The following is a 25,840-nucleotide window of genomic DNA, read 5'->3' as shown; positions in this document are numbered from 1 at the left end:
GCTTTTGCGGAGTCTGCTACCGGCCAGCGCTTAAAGCAAATTCTTTGTGTTAAGGTCCGCTGCATGGCTATTAAAGAAGGTTTACGCCCCGGTGGCAGAAGTGCCCGGGTTCAAGAGTCGATTCATTCGGCCGTCCGCGCGCTCCTCCAAGAGCAGGACCGCGCCTGCGTGACCGTGCCGCAGATTGCTGCCCGGGCCGGGGTGACGCCGTCGACCATTTACCGACGCTGGGGTGATCTGTCAGCACTGCTGGCCGATGTCGCTCTCGCCCGCATGCGCCCCGACAGTGAGCCGGCCAATACCGGCAGCCTGCGCGGGGACGTGCGAGCCTGGGCGGAGCAGTATCTGGACGAAATGAGTTCCGAACCCGGGCGCAACATGATGCGCGACGTGCAATCCAGTGCCACGCCGGGCTATTGCGTGAAGATCATTGGCGGGCAGTTGCAGACGATTCTGGATCGCTATCCCGATCAACCACGGCCAAGTGTCGACCGGCTGATCAATATGGTGGTGGCGCCGACGGTGTTTCGCATCCTGTTTGCGGCGCAGGCGCTGGAGGTTGAAGAGTTGCATCGGTTGATCGATATTGCGTTGAGTCAGTAACGCCGCCCATCGCGATGGGGCCCGCAATGACGACCGGGATCTGACTGATACACAACCTGCGACACCCCGCCACGCCACGACCTTGGTCGACACTGACTAACTCAGGCGGTCATGCGAGACTGTCTGGATCGGGCGCAGTCCCGGATGTCTTTTGTCTGGAGTTCCCATGTCGCTGTCCACCGGGCTGATCGCCACTGTCGCCCTGGCCTATATGGCCATCCTGTTCGCCATCGCCTTTTACGGCGACCGTCGCAGCACGCCGTTGCCGCCACGGGTGCGTGCCTGGGTGTACAGCCTGTCGCTGGCGGTTTATTGCACCAGCTGGACGTTCTTTGGCGCCGTGGGCCAGGCGGCCGAACAACTCTGGTCATTCCTGCCGATCTACCTCGGGCCGATCCTGCTGCTGGTGTGCGCGCCGTGGGTCCTGCAAAAAATGGTGATGATCAGCAAACAGGAGAACATCACCTCCATCGCCGACTTCATCGCCGCCCGCTATGGCAAATCCCAGTCCTTGGCGGTAGTCGTCGCGCTGATTTGCCTGGTCGGCGTGCTGCCCTACATCGCCTTGCAGCTCAAGGGCATCGTGCTGGGCGTGAACCTGTTGATCGGCGCCGGCGCCGACGCCATGGGCACGCGCGCGCAGGACACGGCATTGATCGTATCCCTGGTGCTGGCGCTGTTCACCATCGTTTTCGGTACCCGCAACCTCGACGCCACAGAACACCACCGCGGCATGGTGCTGGCGATTGCCTTTGAATCGCTGGTCAAGCTGTTCGCTTTTCTCGCGGTCGGCGCGTTCGTGACCTACGGCCTGTACGACGGTTTCGACGACCTGTTCGACCAGGCCATGCTCGCCCCGCGCCTGGAAGCGTACTGGAAGGAAACCATCAACTGGCCGTCCATGGTGGTGCAGACCGGTGTGGCGATGATGGCGATCATCTGCCTGCCCCGGCAATTTCATGTGACCGTGGTGGAAAACATCGACCCCCAGGACCTGCGCCTGGCCAAATGGGTGTTCCCGGCCTATCTGGCGCTGGCGGCATTATTTGTCGTGCCGATCGCGCTGGCCGGTCAGATGATGCTGCCCAGCTCAGTGCTGCCGGACTCATTCGTCATCAGTCTGCCTTTGGCCCAATCTCACCCGGCCCTGGCGATGCTGGCATTTATCGGCGGCGCTTCGGCGGCGACCGGCATGGTGATCGTCGCCAGCGTGGCGCTGTCGACCATGCTCTCCAACGACATGCTGCTACCGTGGTTGCTGCGGCGCAACAATGCCGAACGGCCATTCGAAGTGTTCCGCCAGTGGATGCTTTCGGTGCGCCGGGTGAGCATCGTGGTCATTCTACTGCTGGCCTACGTCAGCTATCGCCTGCTGGGCTCGACCGCGAGCCTGGCGACCATCGGCCAGATCGCCTTCGCCGCCGTGACCCAACTGGCTCCAGCCATGCTCGGCGCGCTGTACTGGAAACAGGCTAACCGTCGTGGCGTGTTCGCCGGGCTGGCCACCGGGACATTCCTCTGGTTCTACACCCTGGTGTTGCCGGTTGCCGCCAACAGCCTCGGCTTGCCCCTGAGCAGTTTTCCGGGCCTGGCCTGGCTGCAAAGCAACCCGCTGAACCTGCCGATCACGCCGCTGACTCAAGGAGTGGTGTTGTCCCTGGCGGGTAACTTCACCCTGTTCGCCTGGGTCTCGGTGCTGTCACGCACGCGGGTTTCGGAGCACTGGCAGGCCGGTCGCTTCATCGGCCAGGAAATCAGCGCCCGCCCCAACGCTCGCTCGATGCTGGCGGTACAGATCGACGACTTGCTGCAACTGGCTGCCCGGTTTGTCGGCGAAGAACGGGCCCGTCAGAGCTTCATCCGTTTCGCCTATCGCCAGGGCAAAGGCTTCAACCCGAACCAGAATGCCGACGGTGAATGGATCGCCCATACCGAACGCTTGCTGGCCGGTGTACTCGGCGCTTCTTCGACCCGGGCGGTGGTAAAGGCCGCCATCGAAGGTCGGGAAATGCAACTGGAGGACGTCGTACGGATCGCCGACGAAACCTCGGAAGTGCTGCAGTTCAACCGCGCCCTGCTGCAAGGCGCCATCGAGAACATCACCCAGGGCATCAGCGTGATCGACCAGTCGCTGAAACTGGTGGCCTGGAACCGGCGTTACCTGGAGCTGTTCAACTACCCCGACGGTTTGATCAGCGTCGGCCGGCCGATTGCCGACATTATTCGCTACAACGCCGAGCGCGGCCTGTGTGGCCCCGGCGAAGCGGAAGTGCATGTCGCCCGCCGCTTGCACTGGATGCGTCAGGGCCGCGCCCATACCTCCGAACGACTGTTTCCAAACGGCCAAGTGATCGAGCTGATCGGCAACCCGATGCCCGGCGGCGGTTTCGTCATGAGCTTCACCGACATCACCGCGTTCCGCGAAGCCGAACAAGCGCTGACCGAAGCCAATGAAGGCCTCGAACAACGGGTCACCGAACGCACCCATGAACTGTCGCAACTCAACCTTGCCCTGACCGAAGCCAAGGGCACCGCCGAATCGGCCAACCAGTCGAAAACCCGTTTCCTGGCCGCCGTCAGCCATGACTTGATGCAACCGCTGAACGCCGCGCGGCTGTTCTCTGCCGCCCTCTCCCATCAGGAAGAGGGTTTGTCCAGCGAAGCGCAGAAGCTGGTTCATCACCTGGACAGTTCACTGCGTTCGGCCGAAGACCTGATCAGTGATCTGCTGGACATTTCCCGTCTGGAAAACGGCAAGATCAACCCTGATCGCAAGCCTTTCGAACTCAATGAGTTGTTCCATACCCTCGGCGCCGAGTTCAAGGCACTGGCTCAGGAACAGGGGCTGAAATTCCGCGTTCGGGGCAGCGCGCTACGGGTCGACAGCGACATCAAACTGCTGCGACGGATCTTGCAGAACTTCCTGACCAATGCCTTCCGCTACGCCAAAGGGCCCGTGTTGCTCGGCGTTCGGCGACGCAACGGCGAGCTGTGCCTGGAGGTCTGGGACCGTGGACCGGGCATTCCGGAAGACAAACAAAAGGTGATTTTCGAAGAGTTCAAACGCCTCGACAGCCACCAGACCCGGGCCGAGAAAGGCCTGGGCCTGGGACTGGCGATTGCCGATGGACTGTGCCGCGTGCTCGGTCATACCTTGCGCGTGCGCTCCTGGCCGGGTCGCGGCAGTGTGTTCAGTGTCAGCGTGCCATTGGCTCGGGCACAAACCACGGTGCCGGCCAAGGTCGCCGAACTCAATGGCCATTTGCTCGGCGGCGCGCAGGTGCTGTGCATCGATAACGAAGACAGCATCCTGATCGGCATGAACAGCCTGCTCACGCGCTGGGGTTGCCAGGTCTGGACCGCGCGCAACCGTGATGAATGCGCGACGCTGCTTAACGACGGGATGCGTCCGCAGTTGGCGCTGGTGGATTACCACCTGGACGATGGCGAGACCGGAACCGACTTGATGGCGTGGTTGCGCACGCAGCTGGGCGAGCCGGTGCCGGGGGTGGTGATCAGCGCCGATGGACGGCCGGAGACCGTGGCCCAGGTGCATGCGGCGGGCCTGGATTACCTGGCCAAGCCGGTGAAACCGGCGGCGTTGCGGGCGTTGTTGAGTCGGCATTTGCCGTTGTAGCGTGATGATTGAGGCCTTTGCTGCGATCTTTTGCTCTTTATTCCGGCAACTCGGCCAAGCCATCGACATCCGTCATCGCCCGCTCCAGCAGATCCGCCGGCAAGCTCTTGCTGGCCCGCGCGCCAAGCAACTTGAGCTGTTCGCTGCGACTGACCAGATTGCCACGACCTTCTGTCAGCTTATTGCGGGCAGAGCTGTAGGCCTTGTCCAGTTGCTGCAAGCGATTGCCGACCTCATCCAGATCCTGAATGAACAACACGAACTTGTCGTACAGCCAACCGGCGCGCTCGGCGATTTCCCGGGCGTTCTGGCTCTGGCGCTCTTGCTTCCACAGGCTGTCGATGACCCGCAAAGTGGCCAGCAACGTGGTCGGGCTGACGATCACGATATTGCGGTCGAAGGCCTCCTGGAACAGCGTCGGCTCAGCCTGCAACGCCGCGGAAAACGCCGCTTCGATCGGGACGAAAAGCAGGACGAAATCCAGGCTGTGCAAGCCGTCGAGCCGCTTGTAGTCCTTGCCGGCCAGGCCTTTGACATGATTGCGCAGGGACAGCACGTGCTGCTTGATCGCGATCTGGCTGATGCCGTCGTCTTCGGCGGCCACATATTGCTGATAAGCCGTGAGGCTGACTTTGGAATCGACCACGACCTGCTTGTCGCCAGGCAGGTAAATAATCACATCCGGCTGGAATCGCTCACCGTCCGGCCCCTTGAGATTGACCTGGGTCTGGTACTCGCGCCCCTTCTCCAGGCCCGCGTGTTCAAGCACCCGTTCAAGAATCAGTTCGCCCCAATTGCCTTGGGTTTTCTGCCCTTTCAAGGCGCGAGTGAGGTTGGTGGCTTCATCGCTCAGGCGCAGGTTCAGTTGTTGCAGACGCTCCAGTTCCTTGGCCAGGGAAAAGCGCTCGCGGGCTTCGGCCTGATAACTTTCCTCGACGCGTTTTTCGAATGACTGGATGCGCTCCTTCAACGGATCGAGCAGTTGCCCCAGACGCTGCTGACTGGTTTCGGCAAAACGCTGCTCGCGCTCGTCGAAGATCTTGCCCGCCAGCTCGGCGAATTGCGCTCGCAGCTCATCTCGCGAGCCTTGCAGATCGTTGAGGCGCTGCTGATGACTTTCCTGCTGCTCACGCAACTCGGCGTTGAGTGACGCGGCTTGGGCGTCCAGGCGACGCAACTCAGCTTCTTTGCCGGCACGTTCGATGTTCCAGGCGTGGGCCGCGTCGCGGGCATCGTCGCGTTCGATCTGCAGTAACTCGACTTCACGGCGCAGGGCGGCCAGATCGGCCTGTTTGGCGGCGTTGGCCTGGCTCAGGTCAGCGACTTCATCACGGCAGGTGTCGAGCTGGGCGTTCAAGCCATCCTGCGTCAGCTGGGCCATGGCCAGGCGCTCTTCCAGCAATGCCAGTTCGGCCTGCCCCATACTCGCCCGACGCTGAAGTTGCCAGGCCAGTACCAGTAACGGCAGTGCAGCGCCCGCCAGCCCCAGCAATGCGCTGGTCAAGTCCATCGCCATAGCCACTCCTGCCGATCAGATAAAGCGTGAAGGTTAACCAAGGCGTCAGGTCTTGGACAGCTCAGTCTTCGATCAGGCCGAGTTCCTGCCGGGCGCGTCGGTCCCCTGCGCGCGCGGCCTGGCGCAACAATTCCTGGCCAATGCGGCGATCCCGGGCGTTCCCGCACTCGCGGCACATCAATTGGCCGAGGCGGCTTTGCGCGGCCACCACGCCTTCACGGGCAGGTTGCTTGAGTAAACGTCCGGCGAAGTGTTTGACGTTGAGGTTTTCGCCCAGGCGCGGGGTGTCCAGAAGCCACTCGGCCACACGCATCGAAAAGCGCTTGGGTGGGTTAATGCTGGAGGGTGTTGAGGCAGCAGAGACAGGTACTGAGCGAAACTTCATAAAGCACTGTGGGGCAGATCGGAAGGCGCGCCACTCTACTCTTTTTTTCGTACAGGTAAAGTCGAAAAAAGCCTGTACGCCCGTCCTAGAGCAAGCGCTAGGGACAATCCACAGAAGCTGTGGATAACTCAGTGGACAACCGCCCTTGAACTCGCGCAAAGCCGTGTGGAATGGGGCTCGCAGTCAAACTGACGATTTTTTCACCAGTAAAAAAAAGCGATGTTTTTCATTGACTTAAATTTTCGTTACAGGCACCCACCCCCGGTGAAGCAAGGATGACAGTGGGGTGACAGCCTGCGCAACTTATGTGCACAAGTACCTGCGAGGCAGTTATATCGGTGCGCTTTTTCGGCGCGTTTTTCGGTAATGCCTGGGGATAAACCCGGACAACCCGCGCCACAGATTGATCCTGGCTCGATCGCCCTCTCGGATCAACGGCCGTTTTTTGGGCTATCGCGGGGCACGTGTCGACCGATTACATGTTCCGACAGCGCTTGCGGATGTGCTCGGCCGGCACTCCAGTGTTTTTTTGCGAACAGGCTTCCCTTCGGTTATTCAATCCGTTAGTATCCGCGGCGTTAGTACCAAGCTGAAAGTCAATTCTGGTCGAACAAATCCCCCCGGTCAGCCTTCCCTGAGAGAAGCCTTCGCCGACAAAGCGGGATCGACCACCTCGATGGTTTCCAGGTAAATCTTGCGCCAACACAGCCTTTGAATCGAAAGCGAAGGGTGTTGCGAAGTTCACTTACTCTGACCGAACCAACCTGCAAATTGATCAGGATCTTCACCCCGGGCCCAGAACCTTTGCCCCTGATGTGTTGCCTGCCCTCCTAAGTACCTACCTGCCAGCCCAAGCGCGCCAACTTATCAGCGCTTCAAACTGGCTGCTTTGTTCCAGTCGGGTTCTTCGTTCGACCAATGGTGGTCGTCGTCACTGGAACGTTTTAACTTTGCACGGTTCTTATCCGTGTCGCTTGTAGGAACACCCGATTATGTCTACTCAAATCCACACTCAGGATGCCATTCGCACCCTAACCAACGCTTTTGCACCAATGAACTGCCTGATCATGGCCGCTCGCAAAGGCTGCTTCAGCTTTACCCTGGTCAACGAACACGGCATCGCTCGTCACAGCGAACGCCTGTACCCCGATCAATACTCCAGCGCCGAGCCGCTGCAGGCTGTGATCGAGCGTACTCGCCAGGCACTGGTTGCCTGAGACGCCAGAAAGGCTGAAAACCTCAAGAGCCCTGCTGAAAAGCGGGGCTTTTTATTGCCCGATATTTCTCTTTTAGCCCCTATTGCCTAAGCACCAACCGATATAACGGTTATAACTCGAAGCCGGAAATATTTTAAAAACAGTCCTTTACAGCAAAATAATGACACTACACTTCAACTCAAGCGGCTTGATCCGCTTCCGGCGAGCCTGATTCGATCCACAGCTGCCAAGGCCTCCTTCAGGTATCGCCGACCACTTCATGTTTCGAGGGCGTTATGGGTATCGCTGCCAGCGAACTGTGCCGTTATGTGATCCGTCCGACATTGATTTACCTCGGACGCCATAGCGCGACTGCCGAATCCCTGCTGCTGGGCATCGCCGCCAGTCAGTCAGCCCTTGGTTCAGCCCTGCATGACCGCCGTGGACACGGCTTGTACCGAATCGCCGAACCCCGCCACCAGGCTCTCTGGGATCACTACCTGGCCCTGGACCCGGAACGGGCGAGCCTGGTTCGCGGCCTGGCCAGCCAGCATGCTTTTCTCAGCGGGCCGCACCTGGAATTGACCGTTAACCTGCGTTACGCCACAGCTATCGCCTGGCTGCTGGTAGAAGAACAGAACACTCCCCTCCCCGCCTCCGATGACTTGCTGGGAATGGCCCGAATTTGGCGCCAGACCTTCCAGCCCCAAGGTCGTTTGCGAGACTTCACCTACGCCTGGCAAACCTGTGTTTCATCGTTGAATCAGGTCGCCTGCTGATCCACCCATTTCCGAAGATCGCCCAACATGTCGCGATTTTGGTCGGATTGTCCTACAAAACCGCTCTAAATCAAGCGATACAGGCTATGGCGCCCGGACGAAAATGTTGGTAATTTTCGCTCCGGTGATCACCAGGAGTTCTAATAATGAAAAAAGTAATGCTCAAAACCACCCTTAGCCTCGCCGTTGCCTTGGCATCCACCCAGATCTTCGCCAGTGGCTTTGCCCTCAACGAACAGAGCATCAGCGGGATGGGGACAGGTTTTGCCGGGCGATCTTCTTCTGCCGACGACGCATCCACTGTTTTTGGTAACCCTGCCGGCATGTCTCGCCTCAAGCGCGAACAAGTGACCGGTGGTGTTGCATTTATCGACGCGCACGCTGACATCAGTGATGCCAGCTCCCGCCCGAATGGTGGTACCAACAAAGGTGACATGGTCCCTTTCATGGGCGTGCCCATGGGCTACTACGTAAAGCCACTCGATGACCAGTGGGCAGTCGGTTTCGGCGTCTATGCTCCATTCGGTCTGGTGACCGACTACGAGAACGGCTTCGCCGGCCGTTACTTCGGCAGTAAAAGCGAAGTCAAAATCGTGACTCTCCAGCCAACCATCAGCTACGCCTTCAACGACAAGGTGTCGATCGGTTTCGGTCCGACCATCAACCGCATTGACGGCACCCTGGAATCGAACCTGTCGCTAAACCCGCGCGCAGCGGACGGTAACGTCAAGATCAAAGGTGACGACACCGCGCTGGGGTATAACATCGGCATCTTGGTACAAGCGACCGACAGCACTCGCGTTGGCCTGACCTACCACTCGAAAGTGAAGTACAAGCTCGAAGGTGACACCAAGGTCAACTACAGCCTCCTCGGGGCTCTGGGTCAGAACCCTAACCAGAAGTACGATGCATCCCTGGACATAACGACTCCTGAATCGGTTGATATCTCGCTCACTCACCAACTGGATGACAAGTGGACCCTCTACGCGGGCAGCACCTGGACTCGCTGGAGCCGCCTGAAAGAAATCTCCGTTGAGAACAGTGGCGTTCCTGCTGCCCTGAACGGCCGTTTTGGTACCATCACCGAAGAACAGAACTGGCATGACACCTGGGCTCACGCCATCGGTGCTTCGTACCAGCTGAACAAACAATGGGTTCTGCGTACCGGCCTGTCCGTCGACCAGGCACCGACCAACAACGAAAACCGCTCCCCGCGCATTCCAACTGGCGATCGCAAGATTTTCAGCATTGGCGCGGGCTGGAGCCCGACCGACGACCTGACCATCGACGTAGCGTACTCGTACCTGCGCGAAGAGTCGGTCAAGATCAACAACAGCAACGGCCGCCAGACCTATAGCGCCAAGTATGAAAACTGGGCGAACGGTTTCGGATTGGGCGCGACCTACCGTTTCTGATAATTCACGGCGAACCTGAACCCCTCGCCGCCTGAATTGAAAAAGCCCCGCACTCTTGTACAGAGGCGGGGCTTTTTAGTGCGCGCCGATCAGGGTTTCGAGGCCAGGGCTTTCTCCACTGCCTCGATGAACTCGGGATTGTCAGGCTTGGTCAGGCTGGAGAAATTGGCGATCACGTTGCCTTGGCGATCGACCACGTATTTGTAGAAGTTCCACTTCGGCGAACTGCTTTGCTTCGCAAGAACCTTGAACAAATGCGTGGCGTCATCGCCGCGGACTTTCTGCGGCTCGGTCATGGTAAAGGTCACGCCGTAGTTCACGTAACAGACCTTGGCCGTCTCTGCACCATCCTTGGCCTCTTGCTTGAAGTCATTGGACGGCACACCGACCACTTCAAGCCCTTGATCCTTGTAGCGCTGATACAGCGCCTCAAGGCCTTTGAACTGCGGGGCGAAGCCACAGAAGCTCGCGGTATTGACCACCACCAGCGGCTTGCCGGCGAAGCGTTGGCACAGATCGATGGACTCCTTGGCGCGCAGCTTCGGCAATGAGCCTTGTAACAGCTCCGGGCATTCTGCTGCCTGAGCCAGCCCGGAAAAAACCATCAGCAACGCGGGAACTGCAAGCCAACGCATCGGCATGTCGGTGCATCCTTGAGCAATCGTCAGAAAGCGAAACTACTCGCCTTCGCCGCTCGCTAGCAAGCACCCATGCCCAGCTGCATCAATGCCAGCCCACCCTGATGCCAGCCCCACCAAACCAGGGCCAGCAGCAATACGCCGACGGCGATGGCAGCCATCCGCGGCCAAAGACTGTTCATGCGGCACTCACCTGGGTTTGCAGGCGCGCCACCGGCTGCTCGCGCACCGGCCAGTTCAGGGCTGCGGCCATCAGACTCAAGAGAATCGCCACCTGCCAGATCAAGTCGTAGCTCCCGGTTCGGTCATACACCACCCCACCCAACCAGCCGCCGAGGAACGAGCCCAGTTGGTGGAACAGGAAAACAATCCCACCCAGCATGGACAGATTTCGGACGCCGAACAAGGTTGCCACGGTGCCGTTGGTCAAAGGCACCGTCGACAGCCAGAGAAAGCCCATCGCCATGCCGAACAAGTAAGCCGTGACCTGAGTGACCGGTGCCCAAAGGAATAGCGCAATCACCACCGCCCGCAACAGATACAGGCCGGTAAGCAAGCGCGGCTTGGACATCCGCCCGCCAAGCCAGCCCGCCGTATAAGTACCGAATATATTGAACAGCCCGATCAGCGCCAGCACCGTGGTGCCGACAGAGGCCGGCAGGTGTTGATCCACCAGGTAGGCCGGCAGGTGCACGCCGATGAACACCACTTGAAAACCGCAGACAAAAAAGCCGAACGCCAACAGCCAGAACCCCGAATGGGAGCAGGCTTCGCGTAGCGCTTCAGAAAGAGTTTGCTCATGCCCGAGCACCGGCAGCGGTTTGTCTTTAAGCATGCTTACCAACGGCACGATCAGCGCCACCAGCAGGCCCAGCACCAGCAATGCCGCAGACCAGCCAAGCCAGCCGATCAGCCCTAGCGTACCGGGCAACATGGCGAATTGACCAAAGGAACCGGCGGCACTGGCGATCCCCATGCCCATGCTGCGCTTTTCCGGCGGCACAGCACGACCGACCACCCCGAGGATCACCGAGAAGGAGGTGCCGGACAGGCCGATACCGATCAACAACCCGGCGCTCAAGGACAAGGTCACCGCCGAATCGGACAAGCCCATGAACACCAGACCCAAGGCGTATAGAACACCACCGATCAACACCACCTTCGCGGCACCAAAGCGGTCGGCCAATGCGCCGGTGAACGGCTGCGCCAGGCCCCAAATCAGGTTCTGCAGCGCAATGGCGAAGGCAAACACTTCACGGCCCCAGCCAAACTCGGCACTCATCGGCGCCAGAAACAGCCCGAAGCCGTGTCGCACCCCCAGGGACAACGCCAGAATCAGCGCACTGCCCAACAGCACCCAACCGCACGTACGCCACATCGATGTCATTCTTGTTCTCCGGTAGCGGGTATATACCCGCTTAAGATCGAACAAACTGGCCTCAAGCCAGTTCATCCAGCAGTTTCAGCAAGGTTTCACGCTTCTCGGCACCCAGACGGTCGATCAACCGCTGCTGCGCCGCTTCCCAGGCCGGCAAGGCTGCTGCCAGACGTTCGCGCCCTGTCTCGGTAAGCAGGACGATGCGATTGCGCATGTCTTCGCCCTCGACCAGCGTCACCAGACCGTCCCCCTCCAGCACCCGCAGATTGCGCCCCAGGGTGCTGCGATCCAGGCCCATGGCCTCGGCCAGTGTCGAGATGCTCGGCTGATCCAGACGCTGCAGGTTGCACAGCAAAGAATACTGGGCAACGTTGATCCCGAAGCCGTCGAGCGCGCCGTCGTAATGCCTGCTGACGCCACGAGCGGCGCGACGCAGGTTAGTGCACAAACATTGAGAAGGAAGCATGGTGCGTGTATATACCCGCGGTTAAATGAAAGCAAATTTTTCGACACATTTTACCTGTAGCAGCTGGCGAAGCCTGCGTTCGGCTGCGCAGCAGTCGTAAAATCAGAACTTGCGGTGCATCAGGTAGACCGCCTCAGCCGGACTCGCGACTGCTTCGCAGCCGAACGCAGCCTCGCGAGCTCGGCAGCTGCTACAAAGAGTGCGCTGCACCTGAAACTGCTTAACTGGCTGACAAGCCTCGCTTCTACGGGGATTCAGAGCAGCGCCAGCCCCACCAGCAGCGCCACTTCCAGCAACTCCAGCAACGCCCCGGCAGTGTCGCCCGTTGTCCCGCCCAATCGCCGCATCATTACATGCCGCAACCAGACAAACCCTATAGCTGCCAGTGCAAGCCCCCATACACCGCTGAGGCCCGCGATCAACACACAAACCACGGCACTGATCACCAACACCTGTTTCCCGGCCAAACGCGGCAGATGGTCGGCCAGCGCCTGCCCCAATCCACCGGCACGCACATAAGACGTGGTCAGGAATAACCCCAATAGCGCGCTGCGAGCAATCAGTGGAACGATGATCAGCACCACGCCGTGCTGCTGCTCGATCAACGCCAGCAACGCGGCAAACTTGAGCAGCAACACCAGCACCAGCGTCACCACTGCGATCGGTCCGCTGCACGGGTCTTTCATGATCGTGAGAGTGCGCTCACGGTCACCGAAACCACCGAGCCACGCATCGGCGCTGTCGGCCAGGCCATCCAGGTGCAACGCGCCGCTGAGCACCACCCAAACGGTCAGCAGCAACGCCGCGTGAAGCAACAATGGCGCGCCCAGCAACAGCCCGTTCAGCGCCCACAGAATGGCGCCGAACAGCAAGCCGACCAGCGGATAAAACAGCAGCGAGCGGCCCAACTCCTCGGGCGCCGGCATGCCCGGCAGGCGAATCGGCAGGCTGCTCAGAAATTGCAGGGCGATCCAGAACGGCAACATGGTCAGATCGCTTCCCTTAGCAAGACGCCGGATTCAACCGTCAACGAGAACAACGCGCCATGGCCGACCTCAACGTTGAGCAACTGCTCACGCGGCAATCCGCGCGCTTGCGCCAGCAACAATCGCATCACGCCGCCATGGCTGATCAGCAAAATTCGCTCACCCGCATAGACCGCGTGCAGCCGCTCGATGGCCGCCAACACCCGTGTCGAAAAGTCGGTAACCGGTTCACCGTCAGGCGGCGTGAACGAATAGGGATCGGCCCAGAACAAGCCCAACGCCTCGGCGCTGGTTTCCATCAGCGCCGCGGCGCTCTGCCCTTCCCAGGCGCCGAAATGCAGCTCTTGCAGATCCTTATCCAGTTGCACCGGCAACCCCAGTTGTGCCCCAAGCTCTTCAGCAAAGCGTGCACAACGCCGCAACGGCGAGCTGACCAAGCGATCCCAAGGGCCCTGCTCGACCACCGCGGCGCGCATCTGCTCCCAGCCCTTGCCGGTCAGCGCATCGTCGAGACTGCCGCGCAGGCCGCCACCGAGTTCGGTTTCGCCATGACGCAACAGGTCCAGGCGCAAGGTCATGCCGGGCGATCCGCCACCGCAGCTTCGGCGAATGTCGCCATCTGCCCGTGCAGGTCGCAGGCCAGCCGCAGCAATGGCACGGCCAACGCCGCACCACTGCCCTCACCCAACCGCAGGCCGAGATCCAGCAACGGTTCGGCGTTCAGGGTTTCCAGCACATGACGATGACCCGGCTCGGCACCACGATGACCGAACAGCAACCACTCACGGCAGGCCGGATTCAGACGCACCGCCACCAGCGCGGCGACGCTGCAAATAAACCCGTCGACCAACACCGCGACGCCTTCCTGAGCACAGGCCAGGTACGCGCCGACCAGCGCAGCGATTTCGAAACCGCCGAGGTTGAATAAGGTTTGCAATACATCGCCACGCTGCGCGCCATGCAACGCCAAGGCGCGTTCGATGACCAGGGCTTTGTGGCTGACACCCGCCGCGTTCAGGCCAGTGCCCGGCCCGGCCAGGTGCACCACCGGGCAATCGAGCAAGGCACAGGCCAGCGCGCTGGCCGCCGTGGTGTTGCCGATGCCCATTTCGCCACCGATGAACAGCTGCGCACCTGCTGCGATGGCGCGCTGCACACTGTCGCGACCGGCCTGCAAGGCGAGTTCACCCTGGGCCTGAGTCATCGCCGGGCCCTGGACGAAATTCGCCGTGCCCGGGCCGATGTTCAGGTGACGCACACCCGGTAGATTCAACGACGGCGTAACGGTGCCGAGGTCGACCACTTCAAGGGACGCCCCCAACTGCCGCGCCAACACGCTGATCGCCGCGCCGCCGCTGACGAAGTTGTGCAGCATTTGCCCGGTGACTTCCTGCGGAAACGCCGACACTCCTTCGGCGACCACGCCATGGTCACCGGCAAAAATCGCAATCCACAGCTGATCCAGTGTTGGCTTGACCTGCCCCTGCAACCCGGCCAGTTGCACCGCCACCGCTTCGAGCTGGCCGAGGGAGCCGGCAGGCTTGGTCAGTTGCTGTTGACGCGCCTGCGCCTGTTCGACCACTTGCGCATCGATTGGCTTGCACGGGTTCAGCCACCAGGATTGAGTCATAACGCAGTTCCTTTCAAAGTCAGGGGCAGGCCGGCGACGGTCAGGACGACACGTTGGCAGCGCTCGGCCAAGGCTTGATGCAGCCAACCGGCTTCATCGACATAGCGGCGAGTCAATTCGCCCAGCGGCACGACACCCATTCCGGTCTCGTTGCTGACAAAAATGATTTCACCCGGCAACGACGCCAGGCAGTCCAGCAGGGCTTCGCGCTCGGCCGACAAGCGCTCGGCGTTGTCGAGCATCAGCAGATTGGTCAGCCACAGCGTCAGGCAATCCACCAGCAGGCAACGGTCGACACCGGCGCTTTCGCGCAGCACGCGGGCCAGTTCCAGCGGCTCTTCGATCAACGCCCACTCAGCCGGACGGCGGGCGCGGTGATGGGCCACCCGCTCGTTCATTTCACCGTCCAGGGGTTGGCTGGTGGCGATGTAGGTCACTGTCAGGCCACTGTCAGACGCGAGTTTCTCGGCCAGACGACTTTTGCCGGAGCGGGCGCCGCCGAGGATCAGTTGGAGCATGGTTCATTCCTTCAAATGTGCGGTGTGATGCCCGCGAAGGCGTCCTCAAAATCAACTCAAAACCCGCAGAGCTCACGCAACAACAAAGTATCCAGATGCTTCTCCACCAGATCCGCCAACCGCTCGATATCGCGCTCGCGCAACCCGTGGTAATCCACCTCCTGCACCTCCTGCAAACCAGCCCAGCGCAATAGTGCACTGCACGCCGCCGGTGATTCGAACAGGCCATGCAGGTACGTACCGAAAATCTGTCCATCGGCACTTTGCGCACCATCGCAGCGACCATCGTCCAGCTGCACGGCGGCGTTTTCCAGCGCCGGCCCGGTGGTCACGCCGGCATGAATTTCATAGCCGCTGACCTGCGCATCTTCCAGCGCCAGACGCCCACGCACGTTGCGCAACTGCTTCTCTTCTTCGAGCTGCGTTTCGAACGCCAGCAAACCCAAACCGGCACTGGAACCCGCCGCGCCTTCGAGGCCCAGAGGGTCATGCACCTGCTCGCCGAGCATTTGCAGACCACCGCAGATTCCCAGCACTTTGCCGCCGTAGCGCAAATGCCGCGCGATCGCCGTGTCCCAGCCATTGCTGCGCAGGTACGCGAGGTCGCTGCGCACGCTTTTCGAGCCGGGGAGAATTATCAGGTCGGCGGGTGGAATCGCCTGGCCGGGGCCGATGAATTGCAGGTCCACTTGCGGATGCAGGCGCAGCGGATCGAAATCGGTGTGATTGCTGATGCGCGGCAGTACCGGCACCACCACCTTGAGCACTTGATCGGCCTTGTCGGTCTGACGCTGATCGAGGCCGTCCTCGGCCTCCAGGTGCAGGTCCATCACATAAGGCAACACGCCGATCACCGGTTTGCCGGTGCGCGCCTCCAGCCAGTCCAGCCCCGGTTGCAGCAAGGCGATGTCGCCACGAAAACGGTTGATGATGAAGCCTTTGACCCGCGCCTGTTCGCTCGGCGACAGCAGCTCCAGCGTACCGACCAAATGCGCGAAAACCCCACCGCGATTGATGTCGGCAATCAGCACCACCGGGCAGTCCACCGCCTCGGCAAACCCCATGTTGGCAATGTCGCCGGCACGCAGGTTGATCTCGGCCGGTGAGCCCGCGCCTTCGACCATCACCAGCGGATACGCCGCGCTCAGCCGTTCATGGGAGGCCAGCACCGCTTGCATGGCGATGGCCTTGTAGTCGTGATACGCGACGGCATTCATGGTGGTGACGGCGCGACCATGGATGATCACCTGGGCGCCAGTATCGCTGTTGGGTTTGAGCAGCACCGGGTTCATGTCGGTGTGCGGTTCGAGGTTGGCGGCTTGCGCCTGCACCGCCTGAGCGCGACCGATTTCGCCACCGTCGGCAGTCACCGCACTGTTGAGGGCCATGTTCTGCGGTTTGAACGGCACGACACTCACGCCCTGACGCGTGCCCCAGCGACACAACGCCGTCACCAGCGTGCTTTTACCGGCGTCGGATGTGGTGCCCTGCACCATCAACGTTGTCATGGGTTTTCCTTGGCGTAGGTCTGCAGGGCTTGTTCGAGGCGCGACCAGTCCGCTTCCTCCGCCGGCAAGCCAAACCGCACGCTGCTGTTGTGGGGGAACAAGCGCAGCAGAATGCCGCGTCGAGCCATGAATTCATGCAGTGCTTCGGCGCGTTCGGTGATCAGCCATTGGAACAGTGCGCAGCCGCCCTGAGGCTTGAAGCCATACTGTTCAAGCAGCAGCGCCAGGCGCTCGCCGGCTTCATCCGTGCGAATGCGCTGTCGGGTATGCCCGTCCGTATCCGTCAGGCAAGCCTGGCCCAGGACGCGGGTCGGCCCACTGACCGCCCAGGGCCCGACTTGCTCGGCCAGCAGCTTGAGCAACTTGCGCTCGGCCAGCACAAACCCCAGCCGCACACCGGCCAGGCCGAAAAACTTGCCGAAGGAACGCAGCACGATCAAGCCGATCTGGTTGGCGAACGGCGCCAGACTCAAATGCGGCGTGTTGTCCATGAACGCCTCGTCCACCACCAGCCAGCCACCGCGCTGGGCCAGCCGCGCATGCCAATCCAGCAGACGGGCCGGGGTCAGGCTCAGGCCTGTGGGATTGTTCGGATTGACCACCACCAGCACGTCGAGATTGTCGAGAAAGAAATCGACTTCCGACTCCAGGACCTCACGCACGACATAACCGTTGCGACGCCAGGCTTCGGCGTGTTCGGCGTAACACGGCGACAGCACGCCGACCTTGCCGGCCCGGCGCAAACGCGGCAGCAACTGAATCGCCATTTGCGAACCGGCCACCGGCAACACCTGAGCCGCACCGTAATAGTCGCAGGCGGCCTGCTCCAGACCGTCATCGGTTTCCGGCAGGCGCGCCCAGGCCCGCAACGGGATGTCCGGGACCGGGAATGGCCAGGGCGCAAGACCACTGGACAGGTCGAGCCAATCGGCTTCGGCGATACCGTATTCAAGTGCCGCCTTGCGCAACCGGCCACCGTGCTCAAGCATAGAACTCAGCCCCCACGCAGAGAATCAGCAGCCATAACCATACCCCGCGCTGGACCAATTGCCAGCCACGGTCGATGGAATCGGCATCCGCCGGCACGCCTTCGCCCAATTGTGGACGCTGATGCAATTCGCCGTGATAAATCGCCGCCCCGCCCAACTCGACCCCCAGCGCACCGGCACCGGCCGCCATCACCGGCCCGGCATTCGGGCTGTCCCAGGTCGGCCCCTGGGTGCGCCAGCATTTCAGCGCCAGTCGGGTTTTGCCCAACAGTGCGTAGGTCAACGCCACCAAGCGTGCGGGAATGTAGTTCAGAACATCGTCGATTTTCGCCGCGGCCCAGCCGAAACGCTCGAAGCGTTCGTTGCGATAACCCCACATCGCATCCAGGGTGTTGCTCAGACGATAGAGCACCACACCGGGCACACCCGCCACGGCAAACCAGAACAGCGCGGCGAACACCGCATCGCTGCCGTTCTCCAGCACCGATTCGGTGGCGGCGCGGGCGACTTCGGTTTTGTCCAGTTCACTGGTCTGACGGCTGACCAGATAACCGACGCGTGTGCGCGCCTCGACCAAATCATCGCTGCGCAGGGCCCTGGCCACCGGCTCGACATGCTCGCCGAGGCTGCGCATGCCAAGCGCGCAATAGAGCGCGAGAATCTCAACGATCCAGCCAACGTAAGGCGCCCAGGACAGCGCGGTGGCCAACAAGGTCAGTGGCACAACCGCCATCACCCAGGCCGTCACCCCGTGACTGCGCCAGCCGCGACCAGCGGAGTTGAAACGTTGTTCGATGCGATCGGCAAAACGACCGAACGCCACCAGCGGATGCCAGCGTTTGGGCTCACCCAGCAGCGCATCCAGCGCGACCGCGGCGATACTCAACAACGCCACACTCATTGACTCACTCCCCAATAATTTTCATACAGCAACTCGTTGAGCGGACGCGCCTGCGCCCAGCCTTCGAGTACCAGCATCGGCGCCGGATAGAATTCCTTGACCGGCCCCAGGCAAAGAACGGCCAAAGGCTTGGCCCCGGTCGGTAAACCCAGTAAATCCGCCAAGGCTTGCGGTTCGAACAGCGACACCCAGCCCATGCCCAGGCCTTCGGCGCGGGACGCCAGCCAAAGGTTCTGGATGGCACAGGACAGCGAGGCCATGTCCATTTCCGGCAACGTACGACGGCCGAAGATATACCGCTCGCGATCGTCCATCAGCGCGGCGACCAGCACTTCGGCGCAGTCTTGGATGCCTTCGACCTTGAGCTTCATGAATTCGTCGGAGCGCTCGCCGAGGGCTTCGGCGGTGCGGATGCGTTCTTCTTCCACCAGTTGCTGGATCTTGCCGCGCAGCGCCCGGTCGCTGATGCGGATGAACCGCCAGGGCTGCATCAGGCCGACGCTCGGCGCCTGATGCGCGGCTTCGAGCAGGCGCCTCAGCAACTCGGGCTCGACCGTGCCGCCGCTGAAATGGCGCATGTCACGGCGTTCGCCGATGGCTCGATAGACGGCATCGCGTTCGGCTTCGGAAAAGGCGTTGTCCGTCATGGCCTGCTCGCGATGGAGGCTTCACGATCGGGCGCCAACAGCGCAGCAATCGCCGCCGGATTGGACGGAAAATAGAAGTGCACATAAGAGGCCGTCATCCGCCCCTTACGATAAACCGCCTCCGCCCCTCGCCCGCCATTGGGGCTCAGGCCACGCGCAATCGGCTCAAGCTCGGTGCTGGTCAGCGAGTGGTGATAGGTGTGCCCACGCAGCAAACCTTCGGGCAATTCCACCGCCTGCAAAGCCAACGCCGCCAGACGCTTCTGCATCACCGCATCACCGGTCAGCAAGCCAACCAGTTCAGCGCGAGTGCCCTCGACATCGGTCAACGAATCCAACAGATACAACATGCCGCCACACTCGGCCAGTAACGGTTTGCCCGCCGCGTGGTGAGCGCGGATGGCGGTCAGCATCGGCGTGTTTTGTGACAACGCCACATGGTGCAATTCAGGGTAACCGCCTGGCAGATAAAGGCTGTCTGCCTCCGGCAACCCGCTGTCGCGAATCGGCGAGAAGAAAGACAATTCGGCGCCCATGGCCCGCAGCAGATCCAGACTCGCGCCGTAGGTAAACGCGAAGGCTTCATCCCGGGCCACGGCAATCCGCACACCGGCCAGCAACGGTTCAGCCGCAATCACTGCAGGCGCGGCGAACTCCACGGCCGGCGGCAACGCCACATCGCAACTGCTGGCCAGTGAGGCGGCCGCTGCATCGAGGCGCAGATCGAGGTCATTCAGTTCGCTGGCCTGGACCAGGCCGAGATGCCGACTCGGCAATTCGATGCCGGTTTCCCGGGACAACGCGCCATACCAGCGCAAGCCTTCTGTCAGGCTGCCTTCGAGTAATTGCGCATGACGCAGGGTGCCTACCCGATTGGCCAACACTCCGGCAAACGGCAAATCCGGCTGATAGCGCGCCAAGCCCAACGCCAGCGCGCCAAAGGTCTGCGCCATCGCGGTGCCGTCGATCACGCCGAGCACCGGCACACCGAAATGCCGCGCCAGGTCGGCGCTGGACGGCGTACCGTCGAACAGCCCCATGACGCCTTCGATGAGGATCAGATCGGCTTCGCCAGCGGCTTCCCACAACAGACGACGACTTTCCTGCTCGCCGACCATCCACATGTCCAGCTGATAGACCGGTGCACCGCTGGCACGCTCGAGAATCATCGGATCGAGAAAGTCCGGGCCGCATTTGAACACGCGCACCTTGCGCCCCTGATTGCGATGCAAACGGGCGAGCGCGGCGGTGACGGTGGTCTTGCCCTGACCGGAAGCCGGCGCGGCAATCAGTACCGCCGGGCAATGATGTGGTTGAATCACAACTCGACGCCTTTTTGCGCTTTGATCCCGGCCTGGAAGGCGTGCTTGATCATGCCCATTTCGGTGACGGTGTCAGCCAGTTCGATCATCTCCGGTTTGGCGCCACGGCCAGTGACGACCACGTGCTGCATCGGCGGACGGGCCTGCAAATCACTGAGCACCTGATCGAGATCGAGGTAACCGTGCTTGAGAGCGATGTTCAACTCATCGAGTACCACCAGGCCAATCGACGGATCACTCAGCAGTTCGCGGGACACCGCCCAAGCGGCTTCGGCAGCGGCGATGTCACGCTGGCGGTCCTGGGTTTCCCAAGTGAAGCCCTCGCCCATCACATGAAAACGCACTTGCTCCGGGAAACGCCGGAAGAACAGCTCCTCGCCGGTGCTGCTGCGCCCCTTGATGAATTGCACAACACCGCACTGCATGCCGTGGCCCATGGAGCGCGCTAGCATGCCGAACGCCGAACTGCTTTTGCCTTTGCCGTTGCCGCTCAGCACCAGCAGCAGGCCGCATTCGTTCGGCGAATTGGCGATGCGTTCGTCGATCACGGCTTTTTTGCGCAGCATGCGCGCCAGATGGCGTTCGTCACGATCAGGGGTATCAGTCATGGGGGAGCTCTCCGTTGAGGCTGGATAACGGCGGGCAGGCACAAGAATAGACGGCAAGAAGCCTGGCATCGCCCACCGTGATGCCGCTGAATGGATCAGGCCGGTCTCCGGGCTCATGAGCGGCCTCAAGGCCAACTGCGCGCCTTCCCATGTCGAGACTCGACACAGTGGCTCAAGGCGCAGTCTTCACTCATTTACCGTTGCGGGGGCAGCGCCGGGATCGTGATCATTCTTCGCTGGAAGAAATCCACTCACCGGCTTCCCTGTTTCACTCTGTCGACCAAGGCCACAGAGCACCTGAAACAAGCCGCGAAGGTTAGAGGGTTGGGGGTGGAGCGTCAATTAAAGACAGGACGCCTTCTGGCGAATAACTGCCGTCGATCAATTATCTGACGCCAATCTTGTGCCACACTGCCAGCAGTGATATCAAAGAGCCACAACCTCATAACACAATAACAAGGGTGAGCCACATGCAAGGCATGATCATCAGCAATCCGAAGCTGGAATTCCTGCGCCCGGTGCTGGAACGCTGGTTTGACTGTATCGACCGCTACAACGCCGTGCGCGGCGATAACGATACGCCTTACTGGTACGACGAAAACGCCAACCTCGGCCTGCTCTCTGCCGCGGCCTGGATGGCGGAAATGGTCACGCTGCAGCAAACACCGACGCGCAAACAGACCGAAGAAGGCGAACGTAACGCCCGCGCCGATCTGTTTATCGCCACCAGCGAAGAACGCGCATACTTGCAGGCCACCCAGCGCTGGCCGCGGGTCAATAACTTGAACCTGACCCAGGCACTGGCAGACATCACCAGCGACGCGAAGCGCATCAGCTACGCCAGCGACCTGAAACTCGGCTGCCTGTTTGTCGCCCCACAAAAAGCCCAGCACAGCGCCACCCCGGAAGAACTCCAGGACATGCTCGACGACCTGCAAAAGGAACACACCTGCGCCGTGGCCTGGTATTTCCCTTACGCCTACCGCAAGTTGCACAATGAAGCCGGCAACTACCATCCGGGGATCGCCGTGCTGTTCAAGGAAGCCCGCGGCTGACCGGTTTACGCTTCTCTATGATGATTACTGCGAGGTTGAGCGTGCGAGCGGTCATGACAACCTCCGCTATGGATTATGTGCCAAGTGCTCGGGTTGCAAGACGCGCTTGGCGCTCAGATAGGCTTTTTGCCAATAAGCTTTGGACAAGCTGTCCAGCTTGACCGTGCCGCCCGTGGCTGGTGCATGGACGAAACGCCCTTCGCCGACATAGATCCCGGCATGGCTGACCTGGGAGCCGCCATTGGTGGCGAAGAAGATCAGGTCGCCGGTTTGCAGGCCTTCCTTGCCGACGTTGGGAGCCTGCATGCCGATCATCTCGCGTGTGGAGCGCGGCAAGGAAATGCCTGCGACATCGCGATAGACGTAACCGATCAAACCGCTGCAATCGAACCCGGAATCCGGCGTGTTACCGCCCCAACGATAAGGCGTCCCCACCAGACCGAGCGCGCGAAACAGCACGTCTTCTGCGGCTGGGGAAAAGGCTTGGGAGGAACCGAAAACAATCGGCGCGCGAACCACCGGCGCAGGTGGCGGTGTGCGGCTGGCGCAGGCACTGAGCAGCGCTGCGAAGAACATGAGTGCGAGGCGGGCCGACATCGTCATAAACAGAACATCCTGATCTGGCTGCGGCTTTTTTCTGCCACAAAGACAGAAAAGAAAACCGCCTGCGCAGAACGCAGGCGGTTTGCCATCAATAATAGATCAGGATTCTAGCGGCTACGCGGCAAACTTCAAGTAAGACTTTAACTTCACCTTACAAGTCGTAAGTTTACTTGCGTGCAGTGACTATTGTCGGAGCCATTGCGAGTGCGCGCTTGGCTTCGATAAAGGTCTTGCTCCAGTAGCTGTCGCCCAGGCTATCGACCCGGACACCACCGCTTTTGCGGCTGCTGGAGTGGATGAACTGGTTGTCACCCAGGTAGATCCCGGCGTGACTGACACGACCGCGACGACCATTGGTGGCGAAGAACAGCAGATCACCCGGCTTGAGGGCGCTGCGAGCCACCAGCGGAGCGTCAACGTTGATCATTTCGCGGGTGGAGCGCGGCAGGTTCATGCCGGCCTCTTCACGAAACAGATAACCGATGAAGCCGCTGCAGTCGAAGCCTGCCTCGGAGGTGCCACCAAAACGGTAACGGGTACCGATCAGGGACATGCCACGCTCGAGGATGCTGTCGGCCAGAACCGGAAGCTGGTACGACTTGCCGCCGGCGAAGTCTGCCAGTTCTTTATCATTAGCCACGCCGTCTTGGTAAAGAGCTTCCTGGAAAAGAACGGAAGAAGACTGCGCCGTAACTGAATTTGAAACCCGCTGTTGTTGCTCTTGCTGGGACACTGGAGAGTGAGCAGCGCAACCGAACAACAGGGTGACGAGTGCGAGAGGCACGAGGGGTGCGAAGCGATTTAGCATGGGCACGACCGTGGCTGATAGTTATAAAGAAGCCGAGACTATGCCCGCTATCGATCTCATTTGCAAATTCAATCGATCTTTATGTGACTTATCGGTTTCTCGTTTCCATCTAAGCGCTTAAGCCCGTTTTAGACGTTAGCGCAGCCTGCAACCCTGTAGGAAAGCGGATTTTCTGGCGCCTTAAATATGCCGAAACCCGCGAAAAGCCTGGGTTTTACCAGCCCAGTGTCTCTTTCAGGAACGGGATTGTCAGCTTGCGCTGAGCTTGAAGGGAGGCCTGATCGAGGCGTTCAAGCAGCTCGAAAAGCGCACTCATGCTGCGGGTACCGCGAGTCAAAATAAAATGCCCGACTTCGTCAGTCAGGTGCAGGCCACGACGGGAAGCGCGCAACTGCAAGGCACGCAACTTGTCTTCATCAGAGAGTGGACGCATCTGGAAGATGAGTGCCAGTGTCAGCCGCGACTTGAGGTCCGCCAGCTTCACCGGTAGTTCGCGCGGGGATGTCGAGGCAGCGATCAGCAGACGTCGACCGCTGTCACGCAGACGATTGAACAGATGGAACAACGCCTCTTCCCAATCCGCCTTGCCGGCGACCGCCTGCAAATCGTCCAGGCAAACCAGTTCGTATTGTTCGAGGTTGTCAAGGATTTCGATGCCGCGGTCCATCAACTCGGCCAGCGGCAGATACACCGCCGGTTCACCCATCTGCTCGAAACGCAGGCAAGCCGCCTGCAGCAAATGCGTGCGCCCTACCCCGTGCTTGCCCCAGAGGTAGATCAGGCTTTCTGTCCAGCCAGCGTCGGCTTCGCACAGCCGCTCGACATAGCCGAGTGCAGCGGCATTGGCGCCTGGGTAGTAATTGATAAAGGTGGCGTCATCACGCAGACGCACACCTAGGGGCAGCTGAATCGGTTTCATGCTGACTGAACAGTTCCAAAGGAACCGTTAGTGGCCTCTGTGTAAAGTTTGCGAAGTTTATACCCGTGAAGCTGACCGCACAATGCGACAGACCACAAGCAAAATCAAAGGTTTGCGTTAACGCACTGGTTTTATGACAGTTTCTTTGGCGGTGCATGTGACAGCCGCGCGAGGGATACGGGCAAACCCGGCGTGAAACCAGGCTGCCCGCGACGAGCGATCAAGAAGCCTTACTGCTCAGATTCGTCGACACCACCGTAGATATCAGAATCCTTATACAAATCATGTACATGGCGCACCAGAACCATGATCACCGCCGCCACCGGCAATGCCAGCAGCACACCGGTAAAACCGAACAGCTCACCGCCGGCCAGAATCGCAAAGATCACCGCCACCGGGTGCAGGCCGATTCGGTCACCCACCAGCAACGGCGTCAGAACCATACCTTCCAGCGCCTGGCCGACCATGAACACCGCGACGATACCGATCATGGGATACAGGTCGCCACCGAACTGGAACAGACCGGCAATCAACGCCGCGCCAATCCCGATGACAAACCCCATGTACGGCACGATCGCCGCCAGACCGGCAATCAGACCGATCAACAGCCCCAACTCCAGCCCGACGATCATCAAGCCAGCGGCGTAGATCACGCCCAGCGCCAGCATCACCAGCAACTGCCCGCGCACGAACGCCCCAAGCACTTCATGGCATTCCCCGGCCAGGGACATGACACGCTCTTCACGATCACGCGGCAGCAGGCTGCGGATCTTGGCCATCATCAGGTCCCAGTCGCGCAGCAGATAAAAACTCACCACCGGGATCAACACCAGATTGGCCAGCCAGCCAATCAGCGCAAGGCCTGAAGCCGTCGCCTGACTGAGCACCACGCCGACAATGTCGGTGGTCTGGCCCATGTGCTCGCTGATCGCCGCCTTGAGCTTGTCGAACTTCCAGAAGCCCTCCGACAAACCCAACTTCGATTGCGCCCACGGCAACGCGGTGTGCTGCAACCAGTCGAGCATCTGTGGCGCCAGTTCATACAAGCGAAACAGCTGCTTGGCGAGCATCGGCACCAACACCAACAGCAGCGTGGTGAGGATCATCGTGAACAACGCGAACACCGCCACCACACCCCAGGTCCGCGACAGACCGAGCTTCTCCAGGCGGTCCACCAGCGGGTCGAACAGATAGGCCAGCAACAGCGCCACCAGGAACGGCGTCAGAATCGGATGCAACAGGTAAACAAACGCGCAAAGCAGGGCCACCCCACCGAGCCAGAACCAACGCCGCGTATCGGCCATGTACCACTCCTGCTTCTATATAAAGAAAA

Annotated in this window: 26 protein-coding genes and 1 riboswitch; of the genes, 6 read left to right on the top strand and 20 right to left on the bottom strand. The window is 60.7% G+C overall.

Translation table 11 applies throughout. The features are described from left to right. The first annotated feature begins 63 nt into the window (after nucleotides 1-63). Both PMI21_RS20090 and PMI21_RS20095 read left to right on the top strand, forming a co-directional pair. Nucleotides 64-603: a TetR/AcrR family transcriptional regulator gene (locus PMI21_RS20090; RefSeq protein ID WP_007936121.1), complete on the top strand. Its 540-nt coding sequence runs from the start codon at nucleotides 64-66 to the stop codon at nucleotides 601-603. Between the two features lie 166 nt (nucleotides 604-769). Then, the gene (locus PMI21_RS20095; protein ID WP_007936116.1) at nucleotides 770-4,240 is read left to right on the top strand and encodes a hybrid sensor histidine kinase/response regulator; all 3,471 of its coding nucleotides are present in this window, start codon (nucleotides 770-772) and stop codon (nucleotides 4,238-4,240) included. Nucleotides 4,241-4,277: 37 nt separating this feature from the next. Here PMI21_RS20095 and rmuC read toward each other — a convergent pair whose 3' ends face one another. Both rmuC and PMI21_RS20105 read right to left on the bottom strand, forming a co-directional pair. Further along, nucleotides 4,278-5,642: a DNA recombination protein RmuC gene (rmuC, locus tag PMI21_RS20100; protein WP_177318279.1), complete on the bottom strand. Its 1,365-nt coding sequence runs from the start codon at nucleotides 5,640-5,642 to the stop codon at nucleotides 4,278-4,280. A 175-nt stretch (nucleotides 5,643-5,817) separates the two neighbouring features. Continuing rightward, nucleotides 5,818-6,141, bottom strand: coding sequence for a hypothetical protein (locus PMI21_RS20105; protein WP_081499465.1), 324 nt, complete (start codon nucleotides 6,139-6,141; stop codon nucleotides 5,818-5,820). A 992-nt stretch (nucleotides 6,142-7,133) separates the two neighbouring features. Here PMI21_RS20105 and PMI21_RS20110 point away from each other — a divergent pair. The 3 genes from PMI21_RS20110 to PMI21_RS20120 all read left to right on the top strand — a co-directional run bounded on the left by PMI21_RS20110 (nucleotide 7,134) and on the right by PMI21_RS20120 (nucleotide 9,531). After that, a complete protein-coding gene (locus tag PMI21_RS20110) occupies nucleotides 7,134-7,358 on the top strand; it encodes a hypothetical protein (protein WP_007898912.1) in 225 nt (74 codons plus the stop codon). A gap of 275 nt (nucleotides 7,359-7,633) precedes the next feature. Next, nucleotides 7,634-8,116, top strand: coding sequence for a hypothetical protein (locus PMI21_RS20115; protein ID WP_007936111.1), 483 nt, complete (start codon nucleotides 7,634-7,636; stop codon nucleotides 8,114-8,116). 146 nt (nucleotides 8,117-8,262) lie between these two features. Beyond that, nucleotides 8,263-9,531, top strand: a complete 1,269-nt coding sequence (locus PMI21_RS20120; RefSeq protein WP_007936109.1) for an OmpP1/FadL family transporter — start codon at nucleotides 8,263-8,265, stop codon at nucleotides 9,529-9,531. 89 nt (nucleotides 9,532-9,620) lie between these two features. On the opposite strand, the gene PMI21_RS20125 is transcribed toward PMI21_RS20120, so the two are convergent. The 14 genes from PMI21_RS20125 to cobO all read right to left on the bottom strand — a co-directional run bounded on the left by PMI21_RS20125 (nucleotide 9,621) and on the right by cobO (nucleotide 21,122). Further along, a complete protein-coding gene (locus PMI21_RS20125) occupies nucleotides 9,621-10,172 on the bottom strand; it encodes a glutathione peroxidase (RefSeq protein ID WP_007936108.1) in 552 nt (183 codons plus the stop codon). Between the two features lie 56 nt (nucleotides 10,173-10,228). Then, nucleotides 10,229-10,351, bottom strand: coding sequence for a hypothetical protein (locus tag PMI21_RS30005; RefSeq protein WP_007936107.1), 123 nt, complete (start codon nucleotides 10,349-10,351; stop codon nucleotides 10,229-10,231). Then, nucleotides 10,348-11,556 (bottom strand): MFS transporter, encoded by a 1,209-nt coding sequence (locus tag PMI21_RS20130; protein ID WP_007936106.1) that lies wholly within the window; start codon nucleotides 11,554-11,556, stop codon nucleotides 10,348-10,350. Before PMI21_RS20130 ends, PMI21_RS30005 begins: the two co-directional genes overlap by 4 nt. A 52-nt stretch (nucleotides 11,557-11,608) precedes the next feature. Next, the gene (locus tag PMI21_RS20135) at nucleotides 11,609-12,013 is read right to left on the bottom strand and encodes a MarR family winged helix-turn-helix transcriptional regulator (RefSeq protein WP_007936105.1); all 405 of its coding nucleotides are present in this window, start codon (nucleotides 12,011-12,013) and stop codon (nucleotides 11,609-11,611) included. A gap of 254 nt (nucleotides 12,014-12,267) precedes the next feature. Continuing rightward, a complete protein-coding gene (locus PMI21_RS20140) occupies nucleotides 12,268-12,999 on the bottom strand; it encodes an adenosylcobinamide-GDP ribazoletransferase (protein ID WP_007936104.1) in 732 nt (243 codons plus the stop codon). Between the two features lie 2 nt (nucleotides 13,000-13,001). Further along, the gene (gene cobC / locus PMI21_RS20145; RefSeq protein WP_007936097.1) at nucleotides 13,002-13,577 is read right to left on the bottom strand and encodes an alpha-ribazole phosphatase family protein; all 576 of its coding nucleotides are present in this window, start codon (nucleotides 13,575-13,577) and stop codon (nucleotides 13,002-13,004) included. Next, nucleotides 13,574-14,629: a nicotinate-nucleotide--dimethylbenzimidazole phosphoribosyltransferase gene (gene cobT / locus PMI21_RS20150; RefSeq protein ID WP_007936094.1), complete on the bottom strand. Its 1,056-nt coding sequence runs from the start codon at nucleotides 14,627-14,629 to the stop codon at nucleotides 13,574-13,576. Before cobT ends, cobC begins: the two co-directional genes overlap by 4 nt. Next, nucleotides 14,626-15,147 (bottom strand): bifunctional adenosylcobinamide kinase/adenosylcobinamide-phosphate guanylyltransferase, encoded by a 522-nt coding sequence (cobU, locus tag PMI21_RS20155; protein WP_007936090.1) that lies wholly within the window; start codon nucleotides 15,145-15,147, stop codon nucleotides 14,626-14,628. Before cobU ends, cobT begins: the two co-directional genes overlap by 4 nt. A 56-nt stretch (nucleotides 15,148-15,203) precedes the next feature. After that, a complete protein-coding gene (locus PMI21_RS20160; RefSeq protein ID WP_007936088.1) occupies nucleotides 15,204-16,655 on the bottom strand; it encodes a cobyric acid synthase in 1,452 nt (483 codons plus the stop codon). Continuing rightward, the gene (gene cobD / locus PMI21_RS20165; RefSeq protein ID WP_007936086.1) at nucleotides 16,652-17,644 is read right to left on the bottom strand and encodes a threonine-phosphate decarboxylase CobD; all 993 of its coding nucleotides are present in this window, start codon (nucleotides 17,642-17,644) and stop codon (nucleotides 16,652-16,654) included. Before cobD ends, PMI21_RS20160 begins: the two co-directional genes overlap by 4 nt. Next, nucleotides 17,637-18,545 carry an adenosylcobinamide-phosphate synthase CbiB gene (gene cbiB / locus PMI21_RS20170; RefSeq protein WP_007936084.1) on the bottom strand — a complete coding sequence of 303 codons (909 nt, stop codon included), beginning with the start codon at nucleotides 18,543-18,545 and terminating at the stop codon, nucleotides 17,637-17,639. The genes cobD and cbiB overlap by 8 nt, the downstream gene beginning before the upstream one ends. Then, nucleotides 18,542-19,192: a 5,6-dimethylbenzimidazole synthase gene (gene bluB, locus PMI21_RS20175; protein ID WP_007936082.1), complete on the bottom strand. Its 651-nt coding sequence runs from the start codon at nucleotides 19,190-19,192 to the stop codon at nucleotides 18,542-18,544. The genes cbiB and bluB overlap by 4 nt, the downstream gene beginning before the upstream one ends. Beyond that, nucleotides 19,189-20,514: a cobyrinate a,c-diamide synthase gene (locus PMI21_RS20180; protein ID WP_007936080.1), complete on the bottom strand. Its 1,326-nt coding sequence runs from the start codon at nucleotides 20,512-20,514 to the stop codon at nucleotides 19,189-19,191. The genes bluB and PMI21_RS20180 overlap by 4 nt, the downstream gene beginning before the upstream one ends. Beyond that, on the bottom strand, nucleotides 20,511-21,122 hold the full coding sequence (gene cobO, locus PMI21_RS20185; RefSeq protein WP_007936078.1) for a cob(I)yrinic acid a,c-diamide adenosyltransferase: 612 nt from the start codon (nucleotides 21,120-21,122) through the stop codon (nucleotides 20,511-20,513). The genes PMI21_RS20180 and cobO overlap by 4 nt, the downstream gene beginning before the upstream one ends. Nucleotides 21,123-21,203: 81 nt before the next feature. After that, nucleotides 21,204-21,438: riboswitch (cobalamin riboswitch) on the bottom strand. A gap of 154 nt (nucleotides 21,439-21,592) precedes the next feature. Between cobO and PMI21_RS20190 the strand changes: the two genes are divergently transcribed. Beyond that, nucleotides 21,593-22,177 (top strand): hypothetical protein, encoded by a 585-nt coding sequence (locus PMI21_RS20190; protein ID WP_007936076.1) that lies wholly within the window; start codon nucleotides 21,593-21,595, stop codon nucleotides 22,175-22,177. Between the two features lie 66 nt (nucleotides 22,178-22,243). Here the strand turns inward: PMI21_RS20190 and PMI21_RS20195 are convergent, their stop codons facing one another. The 4 genes from PMI21_RS20195 to PMI21_RS20210 all read right to left on the bottom strand — a co-directional run bounded on the left by PMI21_RS20195 (nucleotide 22,244) and on the right by PMI21_RS20210 (nucleotide 25,811). Next, nucleotides 22,244-22,780, bottom strand: a complete 537-nt coding sequence (locus PMI21_RS20195; protein WP_007936074.1) for a C40 family peptidase — start codon at nucleotides 22,778-22,780, stop codon at nucleotides 22,244-22,246. Nucleotides 22,781-22,946: 166 nt separating this feature from the next. Further along, complete coding sequence (locus PMI21_RS20200; protein WP_007936073.1) at nucleotides 22,947-23,588, bottom strand: C40 family peptidase; 642 nt, start codon at nucleotides 23,586-23,588, stop codon at nucleotides 22,947-22,949. A 214-nt stretch (nucleotides 23,589-23,802) separates the two neighbouring features. After that, on the bottom strand, nucleotides 23,803-24,507 hold the full coding sequence (gene hda, locus PMI21_RS20205; protein ID WP_007936072.1) for a DnaA regulatory inactivator Hda: 705 nt from the start codon (nucleotides 24,505-24,507) through the stop codon (nucleotides 23,803-23,805). A 230-nt stretch (nucleotides 24,508-24,737) separates the two neighbouring features. Further along, nucleotides 24,738-25,811 carry an AI-2E family transporter gene (locus PMI21_RS20210; RefSeq protein ID WP_007936070.1) on the bottom strand — a complete coding sequence of 358 codons (1,074 nt, stop codon included), beginning with the start codon at nucleotides 25,809-25,811 and terminating at the stop codon, nucleotides 24,738-24,740. Nucleotides 25,812-25,840: the final 29 nt, after the last annotated feature.

Source organism: Pseudomonas sp. GM18, assembly GCF_000282195.1.
GTDB lineage: Bacteria > Pseudomonadota > Gammaproteobacteria > Pseudomonadales > Pseudomonadaceae > Aquipseudomonas.
The sequence above is the reverse complement of the archived record's forward strand: the minus strand, read 5'-3'. Positions and strand labels throughout refer to the sequence as shown.